18 protein-coding genes are annotated in these 20541 nt (G+C 71.1%); 7 read left to right on the forward strand and 11 right to left on the reverse strand.

Annotated features, from left to right (window positions below; translation table 11 throughout):
* Positions 1 to 18: 18 nt before the first annotated feature.
* The 6 genes from pdxT to pgsA form a co-directional block, all read right to left on the reverse strand.
* Positions 19 to 627, reverse strand: a complete 609-nt coding sequence (gene pdxT / locus ACN27F_RS04850; RefSeq protein ID WP_421431403.1) for a pyridoxal 5'-phosphate synthase glutaminase subunit PdxT — start codon at positions 625 to 627, stop codon at positions 19 to 21.
* Entirely contained in the window at positions 624 to 1544 is a 921-nt protein-coding gene (pdxS, locus tag ACN27F_RS04855; RefSeq protein ID WP_421439972.1) for a pyridoxal 5'-phosphate synthase lyase subunit PdxS, read from the reverse strand. Before pdxS ends, pdxT begins: the two co-directional genes overlap by 4 nt.
* Before the next feature lie 174 nt (positions 1545 to 1718).
* Positions 1719 to 2273, reverse strand: a complete 555-nt coding sequence (locus ACN27F_RS04860) for a hypothetical protein (RefSeq protein WP_421431404.1) — start codon at positions 2271 to 2273, stop codon at positions 1719 to 1721.
* A 34-nt stretch (positions 2274 to 2307) separates the two neighbouring features.
* Positions 2308 to 3468, reverse strand: a complete 1161-nt coding sequence (locus ACN27F_RS04865) for a glycosyltransferase family 4 protein (RefSeq protein WP_421431405.1) — start codon at positions 3466 to 3468, stop codon at positions 2308 to 2310.
* A 13-nt stretch (positions 3469 to 3481) separates the two neighbouring features.
* Positions 3482 to 4429, reverse strand: coding sequence for a phosphatidylinositol mannoside acyltransferase (locus ACN27F_RS04870; RefSeq protein WP_421431406.1), 948 nt, complete (start codon positions 4427 to 4429; stop codon positions 3482 to 3484).
* On the reverse strand, positions 4426 to 5073 hold the full coding sequence (gene pgsA, locus ACN27F_RS04875) for a phosphatidylinositol phosphate synthase (protein ID WP_421431407.1): 648 nt from the start codon (positions 5071 to 5073) through the stop codon (positions 4426 to 4428). Before pgsA ends, ACN27F_RS04870 begins: the two co-directional genes overlap by 4 nt.
* Positions 5074 to 5322: 249 nt before the next feature.
* Between pgsA and ACN27F_RS04880 the strand changes: the two genes are divergently transcribed.
* Both ACN27F_RS04880 and ACN27F_RS04885 read left to right on the forward strand, forming a co-directional pair.
* Positions 5323 to 7446: an elongation factor G-like protein EF-G2 gene (locus tag ACN27F_RS04880; RefSeq protein ID WP_421431408.1), complete on the forward strand. Its 2124-nt coding sequence runs from the start codon at positions 5323 to 5325 to the stop codon at positions 7444 to 7446.
* 211 nt (positions 7447 to 7657) lie between these two features.
* Positions 7658 to 7948, forward strand: a complete 291-nt coding sequence (locus tag ACN27F_RS04885; protein ID WP_421431409.1) for a DUF1540 domain-containing protein — start codon at positions 7658 to 7660, stop codon at positions 7946 to 7948.
* Positions 7949 to 8014: 66 nt separating this feature from the next.
* Here the strand turns inward: ACN27F_RS04885 and ACN27F_RS04890 are convergent, their stop codons facing one another.
* Both ACN27F_RS04890 and thrS read right to left on the reverse strand, forming a co-directional pair.
* Positions 8015 to 8521: an HIT family protein gene (locus tag ACN27F_RS04890; protein WP_421439974.1), complete on the reverse strand. Its 507-nt coding sequence runs from the start codon at positions 8519 to 8521 to the stop codon at positions 8015 to 8017.
* An 83-nt stretch (positions 8522 to 8604) separates the two neighbouring features.
* Positions 8605 to 10611: a threonine--tRNA ligase gene (gene thrS / locus ACN27F_RS04895; protein ID WP_421431410.1), complete on the reverse strand. Its 2007-nt coding sequence runs from the start codon at positions 10609 to 10611 to the stop codon at positions 8605 to 8607.
* A gap of 97 nt (positions 10612 to 10708) precedes the next feature.
* Between thrS and ACN27F_RS04900 the strand changes: the two genes are divergently transcribed.
* Positions 10709 to 11851 (forward strand): class I SAM-dependent methyltransferase, encoded by a 1143-nt coding sequence (locus tag ACN27F_RS04900; protein ID WP_421431411.1) that lies wholly within the window; start codon positions 10709 to 10711, stop codon positions 11849 to 11851.
* A 105-nt stretch (positions 11852 to 11956) separates the two neighbouring features.
* The gene (locus ACN27F_RS04905) at positions 11957 to 14275 is read left to right on the forward strand and encodes a glycoside hydrolase family 3 N-terminal domain-containing protein (RefSeq protein WP_421431412.1); all 2319 of its coding nucleotides are present in this window, start codon (positions 11957 to 11959) and stop codon (positions 14273 to 14275) included.
* A 47-nt stretch (positions 14276 to 14322) separates the two neighbouring features.
* Here ACN27F_RS04905 and ACN27F_RS04910 read toward each other — a convergent pair whose 3' ends face one another.
* Positions 14323 to 15243, reverse strand: a complete 921-nt coding sequence (locus ACN27F_RS04910; RefSeq protein ID WP_421431413.1) for an ADP-ribosylglycohydrolase family protein — start codon at positions 15241 to 15243, stop codon at positions 14323 to 14325.
* A 73-nt stretch (positions 15244 to 15316) separates the two neighbouring features.
* Here ACN27F_RS04910 and ACN27F_RS04915 point away from each other — a divergent pair, with 73 nt between their 5' ends.
* Together ACN27F_RS04915 and ACN27F_RS04920 are read left to right on the forward strand one after the other, a co-directional pair.
* Positions 15317 to 16006 (forward strand): response regulator transcription factor, encoded by a 690-nt coding sequence (locus ACN27F_RS04915; RefSeq protein WP_421431414.1) that lies wholly within the window; start codon positions 15317 to 15319, stop codon positions 16004 to 16006.
* 29 nt (positions 16007 to 16035) lie between these two features.
* On the forward strand, positions 16036 to 17433 hold the full coding sequence (locus tag ACN27F_RS04920; RefSeq protein ID WP_421439976.1) for an ATP-binding protein: 1398 nt from the start codon (positions 16036 to 16038) through the stop codon (positions 17431 to 17433).
* A 366-nt stretch (positions 17434 to 17799) separates the two neighbouring features.
* On the opposite strand, the gene ACN27F_RS04925 is transcribed toward ACN27F_RS04920, so the two are convergent.
* A complete protein-coding gene (locus tag ACN27F_RS04925; protein WP_421439978.1) occupies positions 17800 to 18885 on the reverse strand; it encodes an adenosine deaminase in 1086 nt (361 codons plus the stop codon).
* A gap of 100 nt (positions 18886 to 18985) precedes the next feature.
* Between ACN27F_RS04925 and ACN27F_RS04930 the strand changes: the two genes are divergently transcribed.
* Complete coding sequence (locus tag ACN27F_RS04930; RefSeq protein ID WP_421431415.1) at positions 18986 to 19972, forward strand: aldo/keto reductase; 987 nt, start codon at positions 18986 to 18988, stop codon at positions 19970 to 19972.
* Positions 19973 to 20082: 110 nt separating this feature from the next.
* On the opposite strand, the gene ACN27F_RS04935 is transcribed toward ACN27F_RS04930, so the two are convergent.
* Positions 20083 to 20286 (reverse strand): cold-shock protein, encoded by a 204-nt coding sequence (locus ACN27F_RS04935; protein ID WP_007075740.1) that lies wholly within the window; start codon positions 20284 to 20286, stop codon positions 20083 to 20085.
* Between the last annotated feature and the right edge of the window lie 255 nt (positions 20287 to 20541).

Consider the following 20541-nt stretch of genomic DNA (forward strand, 5'->3'; position numbering starts at 1 on the left):
CGCTTCCCACCTGTGGGGTCAGCCTGCCGCAGCAGCCATCTCCACGAAGAGCTGGTGGACGCGACGGTCGCCGGTCAACTCCGGGTGGAAGGCCGTGGCGAGCAGATTGCCCTGCCGAACCGCGACAATCCTACCCGTGGCCTCTCCGGCCACCACCCGGCCCAGTACCTCGACGCCGGGTTCGACCCGTTCCACCCAGGGTGCCCGGATGAAAACGGCGTGGAACGGCGGTCCGTCGACGCCGTCGATGGCCACCGGGGCCTCGAACGAGTCGACCTGGCGGCCGAAGGCGTTGCGCCGGACGGTCATCGGGATGCCGGTGAACGACTGCTGGTCAGGTCGTCCGTCCAGAATCTCGTCGGCCAGCATGATCATTCCCGCGCAGGAGCCGTAGACCGGCATGCCGGCGCCGATCCGCTTGCGGACCGGCTCCAACAGCTCGAACTCGACGGCCAGCTTGCTGATCGTGGTCGACTCGCCCCCCGGTACGACCAGCGCGTCGACCTGGTCGAGTTCGCCCGGCCGGCGCACCGGCCGGGCGGCGGCACCGCACTCGGTGAGCGCCCGCAGGTGCTCCCGGACGTCGCCCTGCAGGGCGAGCACCCCGACCCGCAGCGAAACGCTCACCAGCCGCGCTCGGCGAGGCGGTGCGGGACCGGGATGTCGCCGACGTTGATGCCGACCATCGCCTCGCCCAGCCCTCGGGAGACCTTGGCGAGCACGTCCGGATCGTCGTAGAAGGTGGTGGCCTTGACGATCGCCGACGCCCGCTGCGCCGGGTTGCCCGACTTGAAGATGCCGGAGCCGACGAACACACCCTCCGCGCCGAGCTGCATCATCATCGCCGCGTCGGCCGGGGTGGCGATGCCACCGGCGGTGAACAGCACCACCGGCAGCTTTCCGGTCTGCGCGATTTCCTTGACCAACTCGTACGGTGCCTGCAACTCCTTGGCCGCGACATACAGCTCGTCGACGGACATCGAGGTCAGCCTGCGGATTTCCGCGCCGATACGGCGCATGTGGGTCGTGGCGTTGGAGACGTCGCCGGTGCCGGCCTCGCCCTTGGAGCGGATCATCGCGGCGCCCTCGGTGATCCGGCGCAGCGCCTCGCCGAGGTTGGTCGCCCCGCAGACGAACGGCACCGTGAAGGCCCACTTGTCGATGTGGTTGGCGTAGTCGGCCGGGGTGAGGACCTCGGACTCGTCGACGTAGTCGACGCCGAGCGCCTGCAGTACCTGGGCCTCGACGAAGTGCCCGATCCGGGCCTTGGCCATCACCGGAACGGAGACCGCGTTGATGATGCCGTCGATCATGTCGGGGTCGCTCATCCGGGACACCCCGCCCTGGGCACGGATGTCGGCGGGTACCCGTTCGAGCGCCATCACCGCGACCGCGCCGGCGTCCTCGGCGATTTTCGCCTGCTCGGGCGTGACCACATCCATGATCACCCCGCCTTTGAGCATCTCGGCCATGCCCCGCTTGACGCGGGCGGTGCCGGTGACCGCGCTGGTGGCGGCGCTGGCCGAGGCAGTCGCCTGGGCCACGGTGGTTGCCTGGTCGGTGGTCTCGGACACGACGGATCTGCTCCTCAGCGCGCGCGACGAGATCGAGATGGACGTTGCGATGCTACGTCGGCTGGCACCGGCCGCCGACAGCCAATCGGCATCCCGGTGGCCTGCACTGTGCCGTAGATCACTTCCGGTCGCGGTTACCCGCCGTCAGGCCGGCGGCGACGACTGCGCGGTGGTGGGAGCGGAAGGTGTCCCTCCCCGGGGGTGCGGATCGGATTCCCGGGCGAGCGTCGGGTCGTCGATGTCGAAGTAGCGCGGTGCGTCGTGGCGGCGGCCAAAACGCATCAGCCGCACCAACGGCCGGCGGCGGGCCAGCAACGCGTCGCGTACCAGGTCGGTGTGCAACTGCCGGGCCAGCACCAGCCGGCGGCTGGCCACCACGACCGCCTCGGTGGCGGCGTCGGCGCCGGTCAGCGTGGTGGTTCGCAACTGCCGGGTGAGGTCGTTCTCGGCCGCCTCCCGCTCCTCGGGAGAGGCTGCGTCGAGGGCGATCCGCGCCGCGGCGTACAACTCGACGGCGCGGCTCTCCTCGGCCAGCACCGCCGCCGCGGCGGCCCGGCGCAGCAGGTGGGCGTCGAGGGCCCGGGCCGCCGCCGCCACCCGGACGTGCAGCCGGTCCACCCGCGCCGCGGTCCAGGTGAGGTACGCCGACACCAGGACGACCGCGGCGCTCACGCCGACCACCCACCACATTCCCGGCATCGTAGTGCGGTCGGCCGGGCCGCTGCGGAACTGATCATCGTGGCTCAGCCCACTCCTGGTAGAGCACCCGCCCGTCGGTGGCCTCGATCGCGGCGGCGTACACCTCCAGCACCCGCCGGGCCACCGCCGGCCAGTCGAAGGCCGCGACGACCTGCCGTGCGTGCGCGGCCAGCGCCAGCCGGCGGGCGTCGTCGTCGAGCAGGCTCTCGATCGATCGCCGTAGCGCGACTGGATCACCGGTGGGGAACAGCTGACCGGCCCGCCCGTCGTCGAGCACCCGACGGAACGCATCGAGATCGCTCGCGACCACCGCGGTCCCGGCGGCCATCGCCTCGGTGAGGATCATGCCGAAGGACTCACCCCCGGTGTTCGGTGCCACGTACAGGTCCACGCTGCGTAGCATCCGCGCCTTGTCCGGCTCCGACACGAGTCCGAGAAAGGTCACTCTGTCCCGCAGCTCGGGCGGGATGCCGACGTACAGTTCGTCGCGCCGGCCTGGGCCGGCGACCAGCAACCGCAGGCCGCTGCGCTGCGGTGCGATCGCGATGAAGGCCTGGCGGAGCAGGTCGAAACCTTTACGAGGTTCGGTGAACCGGCCGAGGAAGCCGACCGTGCCACCGGATCCGGGCCGGCACTCGCCCGGCCAGCCGGGCAGGGGTTCGGCGTCGGCGAACCTGGCCACCGCCACCCCGTTCGGGATCTCCACCGCCCCACCGTCGAGGTGTTCGACCTGCACCTTGCGGGCCAGTGCGGAGACCGCGATCCGGGCGGTGATCTTCTCCAGTACCAGTTGCAGGACGCCCTGTGCGACAGCGAGTGCCCGGGAGCGGGTCATCGCGGTGTGGAAGGTGGCCACCACCGGCCCTCGGGCGCAGAGCACGGCGAGCAGGCTGACGCTGAGCGCGAACGGTTCGTGTACGTGCAGGACGTCAAAGTCACCCCGGTTGAGCCAGCGCCGGACCCGGGCGGTGACCACCGGTCCGAAGCTGACCCGGGCCACCGAGCCGTTGTACGGCACCGGCACGGACCGGCCGGCGGCGACGACGTACGGCGGCAGTGTCGCGTCCTCGTCCGCGGGCGCCAACACGCTCACCTCGTGACCGAGTTCGATCAGCGCCTCGGCGAGATCGATGACGTGGTTCTGCACTCCCCCGGGCACATCGAAGGAGTACGGGCAGACGATACCGATCCGCACGGCGCCCCTCCGCTCATCCCGGCCCGGCACCGGCGGCGGCAGGAACCTCGTCCAGCCACAGTCGCTGCATCATGTGCCAATCCTGCGGATGGCGCGCAATACCGGTCGCCAACCGGTCGGCGACCTGCTGGGTGAGCCGACGCACCCGCTCGTCGAGGGAGCCCGTGGCGGGATCGGGCAGCGGCAGCGGCCCGTCCAACGCGCCGTGCGCGACGTCCGGCTCGAACCACATGGTGGTGACGTACAACGGGGCACCGGTCCGCAGGGCGAGCAGCGCCGGCCCGGCGGGCATCCGGGTCCGACCGCCGAAGAAGGTCACCTCGACCCCACGGGCGGACAGGTCACGGTCGGCCAGCAACGGGACGATGTGCCCGGCGCTGATCCGGTCCACCAGTACGTCGAACGGGGGTCGGGGCCCCCCGGTGGCCGGAATGATCTCCATACCGAGGCGCTGCCGTACCGCGACGAACCGCTCGTACACGCCTTCCGGCCGCAGCCGTTCCGCCACCGTGGTCAGCGGCCAGCCGTTGGCCGCCACCCAGGCACCGGCGGCGTCCCAGTTGCCGGCGTGCGGCAGCGCCACAACCGCGCCCTGCCCGGCGGCCACGTGCGCTCCCAGCATGTCCGCACCGGCCAGGTGGAAGGCGGCCAGCCGCTGCGCGCGGGTGAGTGAAGGCAACCGGAACATCTCCATCCAGTACCGCGCGTACGAGCGCACCGCGTCCCGGGCAAGCAGGTCGAACTCGGCCGCCGGCAGGTCCGGGCCGACGACCCGACGCAGGTTGGCGGCCAGCCGCCGTACCCCGGGGCCGCCACGCCGGTGGGCCCGGTCGGCACCCGCGCGGAACACCGCCGCCGCGACCGGCCGGGGCATGGCCCGGACCAACCGCCAAGCCGCCGCGTAGCCCCACTCGACCGGGGTGACGCGTCGACGCCCGGTCACCCGTCCACGCCCGGTCACGCGTCGACGCCCTGGGCGCACCGCCGGGCACGGTCGGCGGCGACCGTCTGCTGATGCACGTGAGCGATCCGCTGCCAGATGGTGATCAGGGACAGCACCGCGAGCAGCCACAGCACGGCCGGCAGCCCCCAGCTCAGGCCGAGGCCGCTGAGCAGCCCACCGAGGCCGACCAGGATCAGTCGCTCGGCGCGCTCGGCTATCCCCACGTTGCAGCTCATGCCGAGTCCTTCGGCACGGGCCTTGACGTACGAGACGATGCCGCCGCCGACCAGGCAGACCAGCGCCGCTACCGCCCCGGGCCGGTCGCCGCTGACCGCGAGCCAGTACGCCACCGAGCCGAAGATCGCTCCGTCGGCGACGCGGTCCATGCTTGAGTCGAGGAAGGCACCGAAGGTGCTCGACCCGCCGCGCAGCCGGGCCATCGTGCCGTCCAGCACATCGGTCAGGGCGGACAGGGTGACGATGACCAGGCCGGCGATCAGGTGCCCGCGCGCGCCGAACCCGATCGCGCCGACGAGCACACCAGCGGTACCGGCGACCGTGACCACGTTCGGGGAGATCCCGACGCTGAGCAGTCCGCGGGCTACCGGCTCGATCACCCGGGTCATGCCCGCGCGGACGGACACTCTGAAGATCTTCGCCATGGCGGTCCCACGATAACGGTCGACGGAAACGGACGGCACGGTGGTCGTGAGCGCAACCCGGCGGCGGTCACCTCGCGCGCCGGACTTGTCTACCACGCGTCGCGGGTGTGGGATCAACATGTGAACGTGAGCAAGCTCGGCCGGGCACGGTTCACGTTACCGGCCGGGCCGTGCTCACCTCACGGTGTCGCCGCGGAATCACCCCCGCGTTCACCCCACGCACTGCAGGCAGCCAGGAGGTGCGCAGTCATGGCGCAGAAGAACCAGGACAAGGGGGCCACCGGCACCGTGCCGGTGGTGACCGACCCCGACAGGGTCCGCAACGTGGTCGTCGTCGGGCATTCCGGTGCCGGCAAGACCACGTTGGTCGAGGCACTGCTGGCCGCGTCCGGGACGATCGGTCGGGCCGGCAGCGTGCCGGACGGCACGACCGTCTGCGATCACGATCCGGCCGCCGTACGCCAGCAGCGGTCGGTCGCGCTGGCCTGCGCACCGCTGTTCCATCAGGACGTCAAGGTCAACCTGCTGGACACGCCGGGCTATGCCGACTTCATCGGTGAGTTGCGCGCCGGGCTACGGGCCGCGGACGCCGCGCTGTTCGTGGTTTGCGCCGCTGACGGAATGGACGCGGCCACCGCCGCGCTGTGGGAGGAATGCGCCACGGTCGGCATGCCGCGGGCGGTGGCGATCAGCCGGCTCGATCATCCACGCGCCGACGTCGACGAGACCGTCGCGCTGTGCCGGCGGGTGTTCGGCGACAACGTACTGCCGTTGCACCTGCCGTTGCTGGCCGACGACGGGGCGGGCGTCGCCGGGCTGCTGGACCTGCTCGACCAGCGGGTGCTGGACTACTCGGCCGGACACCCGCCGCAGGTGCGTGACCCCGATCCCGAGCACCTGCCGGCGATCGGTGCGGCCCGCAACGAACTGATCGAGGGCATCATCGCCGAAAGCGAAGACGAGACCCTGATGGACCGGTATCTGGCCGGTGAGCAGCTGGATCCGAAGGTGCTCGTCGAGGACCTGGAGACCGCGGTCGCCCGAGGGCACTTCTATCCGGTGCTGCCGGCGTGTGCGCACACGGGTGTCGGGCTCGACGCGCTGCTGTGGCTGCTGACCGCAGCCTTCCCGGCCCCGCCGGAACACCACCTGCCGGCGGTCACCGGACTCGACGGCACCCCCCGGCCGCCGCTGACCTGCGACCCGGCCGGCCCGCTGGTCGCCGAGGTGGTCCGGACCGCCGCCGACCGGCACCTGGGCCGGGTGTCGCTGGTCCGGGTCTTCTCCGGTACGTTACGTCCGGAGTTGACCGTGCATGTGTCCGGGCACGGGCTCGGCGAGCGAGGCCATCCCGATCACGACACCGACGAACGGGTCGGACACATCTACAGTCCGCTCGGCGCACAGCTGCGCGAGGTCGGCGTCTGCGTCGCCGGCGACATCTGCGCGTTGACCAAGTCGGGCAGCGCGGAGACCGGCGACACGGTCTCGGCCAGGGACGAGCCGCTGCTGATCGAGCCATGGGCGATGCCTGAACCGCTGCTGCCGGTGGCGGTGGTGGCGCGGACCCGCTCCGATGAGGACGCGATGGCCCGCAACCTCGGCCGGTTGATCGCCGGCGATCCGGCACTGCGGTTGGAACGCAACGCCGAGACCCAGCAGTTGGTGCTGTGGTGCATGGGTGAGGCGCACGCCGACGTGGTGCTGGACCGGCTGCGTGCCGGCGGAGTCGAGTTGGACACCGAGCCGGTCCGGGTGCCGCTGCGCGAGACGTTCACCGCGCCGGCCCGGGGGCACGGCCGTCACGTCAAGCAGTCTGGCGGACACGGCCAGTACGCGGTATGCGACATCGAGGTGGAACCGTTGCCGCCGGGCAGCGGGTTCGAGTTCGTCGACCGGGTGGTGGGCGGCGCGGTGCCGCACAACTACATCCCGTCGGTGGAGAAGGGGGTACGGGCGCAGCTGGGCCGCGGCATCATCGGCGAGCACCCGGTGGTGGACCTGCGGGTGACGCTGGTCGACGGCAAGGCGCACCCGGTGGACTCGTCCGACGCGGCGTTCCAGACGGCGGGTGCGCTCGCCCTGCGGGACGCGGCGGCCACCGGGCGGACGGCGCTGCTGGAACCGGTCGACGAGATCGTGGTCCGGGTGCCGGACGACTATCTCGGCGCCGTACTCAGCGATCTCAGCGGCCGTCGGGGGCGGGTGCTGGGGACCAGCCCGGACGACGACGCCGGTGCGCGAACGGTGATCCGTGCCGAGGTACCGGCCGCCGAACTGTTGCGCTACGCGGTGGAGCTGCGGTCGATGACCAGCGGGGCGGGCACGTTCCGGCGGGCGTTCGCCCGCTACGAACGCGCGCCGTCGACCTGAGGTCGTCGCCGAGGCCTGCCCCGGGGGCGCCCGCCGCGCCCCCGGCCGGTCTCGCTGCACCCGGCCGACCCAAAGTCGAACAGCAAACAAATGCGCTTTCCGAAATAAAGGAAAGCCTTACCTAATGCTGTTTGCCCAAAAAATGGTCGACCAAGCGACTTCCTGGTCCACCAGAAAGCGATGTACGGTGGTAGCGAACAAGGAGGTTGCGATGACCACTCTGCTGGAAATGCCACGCGTTCACGAATGCACGGTCACCGGGTGTGACTACAACCATGAGGGGTGCCACGCGTTCGCCATCACGATCGGCCAGCAGTCGGCGAACTGTGCCACATTCATCGACATCGGCGTCAAGGGCGGTCTGGACCGTGTCACCGCGCAGGTCGGCGCGTGCAAGCGGACGGACTGCCGGCACAACGCCGAACTCGAGTGCACGGCCCCGGCGATCCGGGTCGGTCCCGGCCGGGACGAGGCCGACTGTCTGACGTACGAGGCGCGCTGACCCACATCACCACTTTCGGAAGGCTACCCACGCCGAATCTGATCGCGCGTTGTCCGTCAGGCGTACTCATGCCTGTGCGGTATCGGGCCCAATCCGACTTTCCCCGGGCCAAGCCGCGGCAAACAGATCACGGGTATCGGCGAGCAGTTGCGGCAGCACCTTGGTCCGTCCGATCACCGGCATGAAGTTGGCGTCGCCGCCCCAGCGCGGCACCACGTGCTGATGCAGGTGGGCGGCGATGCCCGCACCGGCGACCCCGCCCTGGTTCATCCCGATGTTGAACCCGTGGGCATTGCTGACGCTGCGGACCACACGCATCGCCGTCTGGGTGACGGCGGCCAACTCCACCGTCTCCGGTCCATCGAGGTCGGGGTAGTCGGCCACGTGCCGGTACGGACAGACCAGCAGGTGCCCCGGGTTGTACGGGTAGAGGTTCAGCACCGCGAACACCCGCTCGCCCCGCGCCACCACCAGGCTCTCCCCCGCCGGTCGCCCCGGTGCCAGGCAGAACGGGCAGCCGGACGGCTTGTCGTAGCCGCCTTCGGGTCGGTCCTCACCCGAGATGTAGGCCATCCGGTGCGGGGTCCAGAGCCGTTCCAGCCCGTCCGGCTCCGGCTGCCCCGTCACACCAGTCACACCATGATCCTATCGGGCGCTCAGTTGGCGGTCGGGCTACTGTTCGTGCGCGAGGCCACCACGTCGACGACGTGGGCCACCGCCTCAGCCACCGGCACCCCGTTACGTTGCGAGCCGTCGCGGTAACGGAACGAGACCGTGCCGGCGGCCACGTCGGCGTCACCGGCGATCGCCATGAACGGCACCTTCTGCTGTTGGGCGGTGCGGATCTTCTTCTGCATCCGGTCGTCGGAGAAATCCACCTCTGCGCGTACCCCCTCGGCGCGCAGCATGGCGACGAACTCGGCCAGGTAGTCACCGTGCTCGGTGCGGATCGGAATGCCGATCACCTGCACCGGCGCGAGCCAGGCCGGGAACGCACCGGCGTAGTGCTCGGTGAGGATACCGAAGAACCGCTCGATCGAGCCGAACAACGCCCGGTGGATCATCACCGGCTGCTGTCGGGTGCCGTCCGCCGCCTGGTACTCCAGTCCGAACCGCTTCGGCTGGTTGAAGTCGAGCTGGATGGTGGACATCTGCCAGGTGCGGCCGATCGCGTCGCGTGCCTGCACGGAGATCTTCGGACCGTAGAACGCCGCCCCGCCGGGGTCGGGCACCAGATCCAACCCGGAATCGACCGCGGCCCGCCGCAGCGTCTCGGTGGCGTCCGCCCACTCGGCCGGGTCACCGATGAACTTGTCCGAGTCGTCCCGGGTGGACAGCTCCAGGTAGAAGTCGTCCAGGCCGTAGTCGCGCAGCAGGTCGAGCACGAAGGCGAGCAGCGACCGCAACTCGCCGGGCATCTGCTCCTTGGTGCAGTAGATGTGCGAGTCGTCCATGGTCAGCCCGCGCACCCGGGTCAGCCCGTGCACCACACCGGACTTCTCGTACCGGTAGACGGTGCCGAACTCGAACAGCCGCAGCGGCAACTCCCGGTACGAGCGTCCGCGCGAGCGGAAGACCAGGTTGTGCATGGGGCAGTTCATCGCTTTGAGGTAGTACCGCGCGCCCTCCAGCTCCGCCGGCGGGAACATGGTGTCGGCGTAGTACGGCAGGTGTCCCGAGGTCTCGAACAGCTGCGACTTGGTGATGTGCGGGGTGTAGACGAATTCGTACCCGGCCTGTTCGTGCCGGCGCCGTGAGTAGTCCTCGAGCTCGCGCCGGATGATGCCGCCCTTGGGGTGGAACACCGGCAGCCCGGAGCCGATCTCGTCGGGAAAGCTGAACAGGTCCAGCTCCGCGCCGAGCTTGCGGTGGTCGCGGCGGGCCGCCTCGTCGAGCAGTTTGAGGTACGCCTTGAGGGCGTCCCGGGTCGGCCAGGCGGTGCCGTAGACCCGCTGCAGCTGGGGGTTACGCTCGGAACCCCGCCAGTACGCGGCCGCGCTGCGCATCAGCTTGACCGCCCCGATCAGCCGGGTCGACGGCAGGTGCGGGCCACGACACAGATCCGACCAGCACACCTTGCCCGACTCGGGATCGATGTTGTCGTAGCTGGTCAGTTCCCCACCGCCGACCTCCATCACCTCGGCGGCGTCGAGGTCGGCGACGCCCTTGACGTCGACCAGCTCCAGCTTGTACGGCTCGTCGGCCAGCTCGGCCCGCGCGGCGTCGAGGTCCGGGAAGCGCCGGCGACGGAAGCGCTGACCCGACTTGATGATCTCCCGCATCCGCTTCTCCAGCCTGTCGAGGTCTTCGGGCTGGAACGGCTTGGCGACGTCGAAGTCGTAGTAGAACCCGTTGACGATCGGCGGACCGATGCCGAGCTTGGCCTCGGGGTACAGGTCCTGCACCGCCTGGGCCAGTACGTGTGCGGCGGAGTGGCGCAGCACGTTGAGCCCGTCCGGGGAGTCCAGCGCGACGGGCTCGACGGCGGTGTCGGCGTCGGGGACCCAGTCGAGGTCCCGCAGCGCGCCGTCGGGATCGCGGACCACGACGATCGCCTTGGGGCCGCTGGCCGGCAGGCCCGCCGCGGCGATCGCGTCCGCGGCCGTCGTCCCGGCCGGGACCACGACGGGTTCGGCCTGGTTCTGGGCTGCGCTTGCGGACACGACGGACTCCTTCGGTCTGGTGGCTCGGCGCGTCAGATGCTATCGGTCGACGCTGCAACCCCTGACGGCGACGCGGGCGCGGCGTTAGATTGACGCCGTGGCTCCTAACGACATGGTCAGCGCGCTGCGGCGACGCTACGACTCCTTTTTCGCCAGCCGGCCACCGGTGCCGTTCGCGGTCGTCGACCGCGCTGGCGCGCAGCACCGTCTCGGGCCGGGCGAGCCCGAGTTCACCATCAGTGTGCAGGATCCCCGCGGCGGTCGTGCCCTGGCCGGCCTGGACCAGTTCGCGGTCGCGGTGGCGTACCTGCAGGGTTGGCTCGACGTCGACGGCGATTTGGCCGCCGCCCTGCGAATGCGCGCGTTCTTCACTGATTTCCACCCGGTCACCCGGTTTTCCGGGCTGGTCACCGGGCTACTACGCGGGCGACGCGAGGACGACCGGCGGGCGATCTCACACCACTACGACGAGGAGTCCGAGTTCTTCCTGACGTTTCTGGACAGCCGGCATCGCTGCTACACCGAGGGCGTGTTCGCCGCCGACGACGAGCTTCTGGAAGATGCGATGACTCGCAAGATGGACCTGGCGCTGGAGGCGATCGAGGTCAAGCCGGGTGACCGGGTGCTGGAGGTCGGCGGCGGCTGGGGGGCGTTCGCCGAGCATGCGGCCCGGCGCGGGATCAAGGTGACCACGACCACCCTGTCCCACGAGTCGGAGCGCTACCTCACCGGGTTGTTCGACCGCGAAGGGCTCGACGTACGGGTGGTGCGCCAGCACATCTTCGGCTTCACCGACGAACGACGCTACGACGCGATCGTCAACATGGGTGTCACCGAGCATCTGCCGGACTACCGGCGCACCCTGCACAAGTACGCCGAGTTGCTCAAGCCGGGCGGTCATGTCTATCTCGACGCCCTCGCCATGCGGCGCAAACACGGCGTGTCCGCGTTCATGAAGCGCTACGTCTATCCGGGCCGGTCCGCGCCGTTGCTGCTGCACCAGTACCTGCGGCACGTGGCACGCTCCCCGTTCGAGTTGCGCAGCATCGCCGACGACCGGCACAACTACTACCTGACCTGCCGGGAGTGGGCCCGCCGGCTGGATGCGGCACGCGAGGAGGTCGTCCAGCGCTGGGGCGAGGCGATGTACCGGCGGTTCCGCATCTTCCTATGGGGGTCGGCGGCCGGCTTCGACACCGGGCTGGTGCAGGCGTACCGGTGGGTGCTGCGGCTGCCCTGACCGGCTATCGTCGACACGGATCCAACGATTCTTGTCGATAGCTCGCGCATGGCGGGGAGCGGCGCCGTACGTGTGCCCGAGCACAGCTCGTGAAGGAGCACCCGCGTGCGCACCTGCTCGCCCGCGTCCCGCCGCCGTACCCGGCTGCTGCTCGGCAGCCTGACCGCCGCGCTGCTCGGCGCCAACCTGACCGCGACCCCGCTGACCGCCGCGCCACCCGACACCGATCGCGGTAGCGCCTCCGGCGCTCAGGCCGTCGCCGCCGCGCCCTACCAGGACCCGGACCTGGCGATCGCTGACCGGGTCGAGGACCTGCTCGGCCGGATGGGCCTGGACGACAAGATCAGCCAGATGACGCAGGCCGAGCGGGCCTCGGTCACCCCGGCCGAGCTGACCAGCTACCGGCTCGGCTCGGTGCTGTCCGGCGGCGGCTCCGCGCCGACCCCGAACACTCCGGCCGGCTGGGCCGACATGTACGACCGCTTCCAGGCCGGGGCGTTGGCCACCCCACTGGGCATCCCGATGCTGTACGGGGTGGACGCGGTGCACGGGCACAACAACGTGGTCGGGGCGACGATCTTTCCGCACAACATCGGGCTCGGTGCCACCGGCAACCCGGACCTGGTCGAACGGATCGGGCGGGCCACCGCCACCGAGGTACGCGGCACCGGCATCCCGTGGACCTTCGCCCCGTGCCTGTGCGTGGTCCGCAACGACCGGTGGGGACGTGGCTACGAGTCCTTCGGCGAGCACCCCGACCTGCCCACCGCGATGACCAGCGTGATCACCGGCCTGCAGGGATCCTCGCTGGCCGAGCCCACGTCGGTGCTGGCCACCGCCAAGCACTATCTCGGCGACGGCGGCACGGCCGGCGGGGTGGATCAGGGCGACACCAGGCTGACCGAGGCCGAGCTGCGAGAACTCCATCTTCCGCCGTTCCGCGCGGCGATCCGTCGCGGCGTCGGCTCGATCATGATCTCCTACAACAGCTGGAACGGCGCCAAGCTGCATGGCCACCAGTACCTGATCACCGACCTGCTCAAGGGCGAGCTGGGCTTCACCGGCTTCGTGATCTCCGACTGGAACGGCATCGACCAGATCGACGGCACCCCGGGGCTGAGCGCCACCGACGTACGACAGGCGGTCAACGCGGGTATCGACATGGCGATGGTGCCGACGCAGTGGTCCCGCTTCATCGACCTGCTGCGTGCCGAGGTGCAGGCCGGCCGGGTCGGCACCGCCCGCATCGACGACGCGGTCCGACGCATCCTGACCAAGAAGTTCGAGCTGGGCCTGTTCGAACGGCCGTACGCCGACCGGTCGCTCGGCTCGACCGTCGGTAGCGGCGCCCACCGGGCCCTGGCCCGCCAGGCGGTGGCCGAGTCGCAGGTGCTGCTGAAGAACGCCGGTGGCATCCTGCCGCTGGAAGCGGCGGACAACCGGATCTTCGTGGCCGGGCGCAATGCCGACGACATCGGCCACCAGAGCGGCGGTTGGACCATCAGCTGGCAGGGTGGCAGCGGTGCGACCACCCCGGGTACGTCGATCCTGGCCGGCATCCGGGCCGCGGCGGCCGCGTCCACGACGGTCACCTACAGCCCTACCGGCAGCGGCATCGACGGCTCCTACCGGGTCGCGATCGCCGTCGTCGGCGAGACCCCGTACGCCGAAGGGGCCGGCGACCGGCCCGGCGGCATGGGGTTGAGCAGCACCGATCTGACCACGATCAACCGGTTGCGGGCCGCCGGCGTGCCGATCGTCGTGGTGCTGGTGTCCGGCCGGCCGCTGGACATCGCCGGCGAACTGCCCAACTGGGACGCGTTGCTGGCCGGCTGGCTGCCCGGCACCGAGGGCCACGGGGTGGCCGATGTGCTGTTCGGCACTCACCCACCGACCGGCAAGCTGCCGGTGACCTGGATGAGCAGCGCCGGGCAGCAGCCGATCAACACCGGCGACGGGCAGCAGCCGCTGTTCCCGTACGGCTTCGGGCTGACCTATCCCGACCAGCCGGACCCGAGCCCGACGCCGACGGTCAGCCCGACACCACCGCCGAGCCCCACACCGACACCACCGCCGGCCAGCCCGACACCGACACCGACCGGGGCGACCGGTTGCCGGGTCGGCTACACCACCAACGACTGGAACGACGGCTTCACCGCCACCGTGACGATCACCAACCGCGCCGCCGACCCCGTCGACGGCTGGGAACTGCGCTTCGACCTCGCCGGCGGCCAACGGGTGACGCAGGCGTGGTCGGCCCGGGTGACGCAGACCGGCGCGCAGGTCAGCGCCCGCAACGAGTCCTGGAACGCCCGGATCGCGCCCGGCGCCTCGGTCAGCTTCGGTTTCAACGGCTCACACCCCGGCAGCAATCCGCGTCCGAGCGCGTTCACTCTCGACGGCGCACCCTGCTCCATCGCCTGAGCCGGTCCGCTCGGCCGAGCGGGCGGATCTCGGCCGAGCGGGCGGATTCAGCCCAGCCAGTCAGGCAGCGGCTCGCGGGCGGCCAACCAGCGCGCCGGCACCCCGCCGGGGCCGGCGAGACCGGTGTACGCGGCGACGACACCGCCCGCGATCGCCGCTGTGGTGTCCACGTCGCCGCCGGCCGCCACGCACGCGGTCACCGCCGCCGGATAGTCGTCGAGGTGCTCGGCGGCCACCCACAGGGCGAACGGGACGGTGTCGGCCGCCGTGGCGGCCGAGCCGTTACCCAGCCGCGCGCCGGCCGCCGACGCGGTGTGTCCGGTCAGTGCCCGGGCCTGCTGCAGCCCACGATGTACCTGGCTGCCCCGGTCGACCACCGTGCAGACCGCGTCGATCAACTCCCCGGCGCGGCGACGATGCCCGCTGATCCGGGCGCGGGCGGCTACCGACGCGGCTGCCGCCACCGCCACCGCACCGGCAATCCCCTCCGGATGCGCGTGGGTGACCTCCGCCGCCGCGACCGCCTCGGCACCGGCGCGGACCAGCGAGTCGGCGAAGTACGCGCCGAGCGGCGCCACGCGCATCGCGGCCCCGTTGCCCCACGAGCCCCGGCCGTCGAACACGGTCGAGGCGGCGACCGGCCACGGCGTGCCGGCCCGGACGAGTTCCAGCAGTTCGGTCGCGCCCCGGCCGTAGCCGCGGGTCGGGTCGTAGCGGGCGGCGAAGCCGGCGGCCAGCCGGTCCCGGTCGACCCGACCGGCGCTGGTGAGGACCTCGACCAGCACGCTGGCCATCTCGGTGTCGTCGGTCCACCGCCACGGCGGTGCCGGCAGCCGACCGGCGACGAGCGCCTGCGCCGGATGACCGGTGCGCGCGCAGCGCTCGCCCAACGCGTCCCCGACGGAAAGCCCGGCGAGGCTGTCCCGGGCCAGGTCCGCCCGGCTGTCGTCGTACAGCGTGAACGTCATTACCCTGCGATGATGCCGGCGGCCGCGAACGGCCGCAACGACCCCGACTTGCCAGGGGCAGTACGGTCGTGAGGTGGCTACGGTGCTCCTGGTCGAAGACGACCACGTTGTGCGCGGCGCCATGTTGCGCTCGCTGGCCGACCGTGGGCACGCCGTCCACGCGGTCGGCACCGCCCTGGACGCGCTGCGCCGGGTCGCCGCGGAAACCCCCGACCTTGTCGTACTCGACCTGGGTCTGCCCGACCTCGACGGTGCCGACGCGCTGCGGATGCTGCGCGGCATCACCGACGTGCCGATCATCATCGCCACCGCACGCGACGACGAGCAGGCGATCGTCCGGCTGCTGCGGGCCGGTGCGGACGACTACATGGTCAAGCCGTTCACCGGGGCACATCTCGACGCCCGGATCACCACCGTCCTGCGCCGCGCCGGCCGGGCCAGCCGCTCGGTGGCGCCGGCCGTGCACCAGGTCGGCGGGCTGCGGGTGGACGTCGGTGAGCGTAGCGCGACGCTGGACGGCGAGGCCCTGGCGCTCACCCGCAAGGAGTTCGACCTGCTGGCCTATCTGGCCGCCCGACCGGGGCGGGTAGTGTCCCGCCGGGAGCTGTTGGAGGAGGTATGGCGGCAGCCGTCGGTCGGCGAGGACCAGACCATCGACGTGCATCTTTATTGGCTGCGTCGCAAAATGGGCGAATCCGCAGCGAAGCCACGCTACCTGCGCACCGTGCGGGGGGTCGGCTTCCGGTTGGTGGTACCGGACTGAGGTTGGCGCTGGCCTACCTCACCGCCGGCATGGCGTCGATCATCGCGCTGGTCTTCCTCATCCCGCTGGGCCTGCAACTGCAGCAGGAGACGCGGGAGCAGGCCCTGGCCGACGCGGCACGGCGGGCGGCGGTGATCCGGGGCGCGTTGGCCATCAGCAACGACCCGGAAACGGTACGCCGGGCGATGGCGAGCCTCGGCGACAGCGCCGACCGCCAGCCGGTGGTACACGGCCTCGACCTGGGTGGTACGTCCCGCGCCAGCGCCCAGCAGATCGCCGAGGCCGTCGAGGCGGCCGCACCGGTTGTCGTGGCTACCGAGGGCGGGATGCTGCGGCTGGAGCCGGTGACCGTGGGCGAGGCGGACACGGCCATCGAGGTGTTCGTCTCCGACGCGGAACTCGACCAGGGCACCGCCGGCGCCTGGTTGCCGCTGATCGCGATCGCCGCCGGGCTGGTGGTCTTCTCGGTCATCGTGGTCGACCGGATCGCCGCCCGCGCGGTGGCGTCGGCCAAAGGGCTGGTCCAGGCGGCGATGACGGTCGGGGACGGCGATCTGCAGATGCGCATCCGACCGAGCGGACCTCGGGAGCTCGCGGAGGCGGGCTACGCCTTCAACCGGATGGCCGACCGGCTCGTCGCCTCGCGTACCGACGAACGCGAACTCGTCGCCGACCTGTCCCACCGGTTGCGGACCCCGCTGACCGTGCTGCGGCTGGACGCCGACGCGTTGGACTCCGACGACACCAGCGTCGGCTCCTTCAGCGAGGCAGAGCTGGATCGGCGACGCACCATCCGTCGCATCCGCCAGGCGATCGTCACGCTGGAGGGCGAGGTGGACGTACTGATCAACACCACCCGTAAGACCGTCACCCAGGAGGCCGCGCCGGGCAGCTGCGACGTGGCCGAGGTGGTCCGGGACCGGATGGTGTTCTGGTCGGCGCTGGCCGGCGACCAGAACCGCCCGTACAAGGTGATCGGCGCCCAGCTGCGCACCCCGGTGCAGGTGGCCCGCGCCGAGCTGGCCGCCGCGCTGGACGCGGTGCTCGGCAACGTCTTCCGCTACACGCCCCAGGGCACCGCCTTCGAGGTGGCGGTCTCCCGCCGGGACGGGTACGTGGCGATCCGTGTCGACGACGCCGGACCGGGTATCGCCAACCCGGACCGGGCGCTGCGCCGGGGGGCCAGCGACCAGGGATCCACCGGGCTCGGGCTGGACATCGCCCGCCGGGTCGCGTTACAGGCCAACGGCTCGGTGAGCCTGGATCGGGCCCGGCTCGGCGGCGCGAGCGTGGTGATGCTGTTGGCCGACGCCGAGGCGGCACCGCCCCGGCCGGTCAGCCGGTTCGGACTCGTCGGACGGCTGGCCCGGGAACGGGACCGCGACCAGCGGGAGCGGGGCCGACGAAACCGGCCGACGACGCGGTGACATCACGTCAGGGTCTTCGCTGACGCAAGTCTTCCTTAGGTCTGGGTTAACGACATTCCGCCCGCCGGGCCCCGGGTGGCAGCATCTGCTTCACAACCCATCGGCGTCGCCTGGACCGTCACCCCGCAGTACCGTCCCGATATCCCTGGTCCAGGGACGTTCGCGCGCGGCGGGGCTCGGTCCCCAGATCCTGTCCCGCCGCGCGCCCACTCTCGACAGAGGCAGGTCGACGTGCCACCGCCGCTACGGAATTCCCCGACCGGGACCATGCGGGATCCGGCCGACGTCTCCCCGCCGGTCACCGCGGCGGAGGAACCTGCGCTGCTGACCCCTCGCCGGTTGCTCCGCTGGGCAGCGGTGACCGGATCACTGGTCGTCGCGGTGCTGGCCTGCTGGCAGGATCCCGTCTACGCCAGCGGTCTGTGATCGGGCGTAGCCGTCGATCTCGGCCAGCAACCGGGCCTGGTCCGCCGGCGGTAGGAACGCGGCACTCACCCCGTTACGGGCCAGCTCGGCGAGCCGCTCGACGCCGCCGCCGGCGAGCTGCGCGGCCACCGCGTACTCGTGGTTGAGCGTCGTACCGAACATCGGGGGGTCATCCGAGTTGATGGTCACCATCAGCCCGGCGGTGAGCATCTCGGCGAGCGGGTGCGCGGCGAGTGCGGCGATCGCCCCGGTGCGTACGTTCGACGTCGGGCACACCTCCAGCGGGATGCGCCGGTCGGCGAGAAACGCCACCAGCTCGGGATCCCGTACGCAGGAAATGCCGTGACCGATCCGCTCGGCGCCCAGCTCGCGGATCGCGTCCCAGATCGTCTGCGGTCCGGTGGTCTCCCCGGCGTGCGGCACCGAATGCAGCCCGGCGGCCCGCGCCTGGTCGAAGTAGGGCTTGAACTGCGGTCTCGGCACGCCGATCTCCGGCCCGCCGAGACCGAAACTGATCAGTCCGTCGGGGGCCTGGGTCAAACTGATGCGCAGCGTCTCCTCGGCCGCGGGCAGCCCCGCCTCACCGGGGATGTCGAAACACCAACGCAACTCGACGCCGAAGTCGGCCCGGGCCCGCACCCGGGCGTCCTCGATCGCCGCGCAGAACGCCGGCGCCGCGATCCCCCGGCTGACATGGCTGTACGGGGTCACCGTCAGCTCCGCGTACCGGACCTGCTGGGCGGCGAGTTCGCGGGCCACCTCGTGGGTGAGGATCCAGACGTCCTCCTCGTCGCGGATCAGGTCGACCACGCTGAGATAGATCTCGACGAAGTGGGCGAAGTCCCGGAAGACGAAGTAGTCGGCCAACGCGGCCGGATCCGTTGGTACCGGCGTGCGTCCCGCATGCCGTTGGGCCAGCTCGGCGACGATCCGTGGCGAGGCCGACCCCACGTGGTGCACGTGTAGCTCGACCTTTGGCAGGCCGGCGATGAATGTCGTCAGCTCGGTGGGGATCACCGGCGGCAACTGGCTCACGTGACGACTCGACCTCCTTCGTCGACAGACCTACCGGGCAGCGCAGGCAGCGCCGAGCGTACCGGTCGGCGGGTCGGCTAGGCTCGGGCCGGTGGACACGCGGACGTTTGCGCGGCTGGGCCGCTCGGTAGGAGTGATCGGTCTCGGTGCCTGGCAGCTCGGCGCGGACTGGGGGTCGGTCAGCGAGGACGACGCGCTGGCGACCCTGACCGCGGCGGTCGATGCCGGCAGCACCTTCCTGGACACCGCCGACGTGTACGGCGACGGCCGCAGCGAGCAGCTCATCGGGCGGTTCCTGCGCGACCGGGCCGGTGGTGCCGACCTGCTGGTCGCGACGAAGATGGGCCGGCGGGTGGCGCAGCATCCGTCGGCGTACGTGCTCGACAATTTCCGGTCCTGGACCGACCGGTCCCGGGCCAATCTCGGGGTGGATCGTCTGGACCTGGTCCAGCTGCACTGCCCGCCGACCGAGGTACTGCACTCCGACGCCGTCTTCGACGCGCTGGACACCCTGGTCGAGCAGGAACGGGTGGCGGCGTACGGGGTGAGCGTGGAGACCGTCGACGAGGCCCTCGCGGCCGTCGCCCGGCCCGGGGTGGCGAGCATTCAGATCATCCTCAACGCCTTACGGCTCAAGCCGCTGGAGAAGGTCCTACCAGCTGCCGCGGCGGCGGGGGTGGGCGTCATCGCCCGGGTCCCGCTGGCCAGCGGCCTGCTCTCCGGGCGATACGACGAGCACACCACGTTCGCGGCGGACGATCATCGCACGTTCAACCGGCAGGGCGCGGCGTTCGACGTCGGGGAGACCTTCTCCGGGGTCGACTTCGACACCGGCCTGGCCGCGGTGCGCCGACTCGCGCCGCTGGTCCCGCCCCGGGCGACCATGGCGCAGTTCGCGCTGCGCTGGATTCTCGATCAGCCAGGGGTGACGGTGGCGATTCCCGGTGCCCGCAATCCGCAGCAGGCCGTCGCCAACGCGACCGCCGCCGATCTGCCGTCGTTGGACGAGTCGGCGCGGCAGGCGGTGACCGTCGTCTACGACGAGCTGATCCGCCCGCAGGTGCATCACCGCTGGTGACGGCATCGCTGGTGACGGCCGAGGGCCCCGCATCCGGCCGGATGCGGGGCCCTCGTCACGACCTTCGCGGGGTCGATACCGGCGCCGTCGACCAAGCGCCGGCAGCCGGGTCAGATGGGGCGGACCTGCTCGGCCTGCGGCCCCTTCTGGCCCTGGGCGATCTCGAACTCCACCCGCTGGTTCTCCTCCAGCGTGCGGTAGCCGCTGGTCTGGATGGCCGAGAAGTGGACGAACACGTCAGCACCCCCGCCGTCGACGGTGATGAAGCCGAAGCCCTTGTCTGCGTTGAACCACTTCACGGTTCCCTGCGCCATGTGCATCTCCTTCATGAAACTGGCGGCCAAGCACGCCGTGCGGCCGGTTGGCCGTTTTCGAGCAGCGGCGCCTGAGGTGGCCCCCGGTGAAGGAGGACTTCTCAACCCACGCGTCTCGCAACAGCGTGGACAGCAAACCACGTACGCAAAAACTTCGTACAGCCTACCTGAGGAACGTCTCCGACATGTGACCTGAGACCGCGCTCACCCGCTCGTGGCGTGCCGAAACCGCTGCCCCGCCGGGGGAATCGGGGT

The sequence above is a fragment of the Solwaraspora sp. WMMB335 genome (assembly GCF_049179075.1).
Taxonomy (GTDB): Bacteria; Actinomycetota; Actinomycetes; order Mycobacteriales; family Micromonosporaceae; genus Micromonospora_E.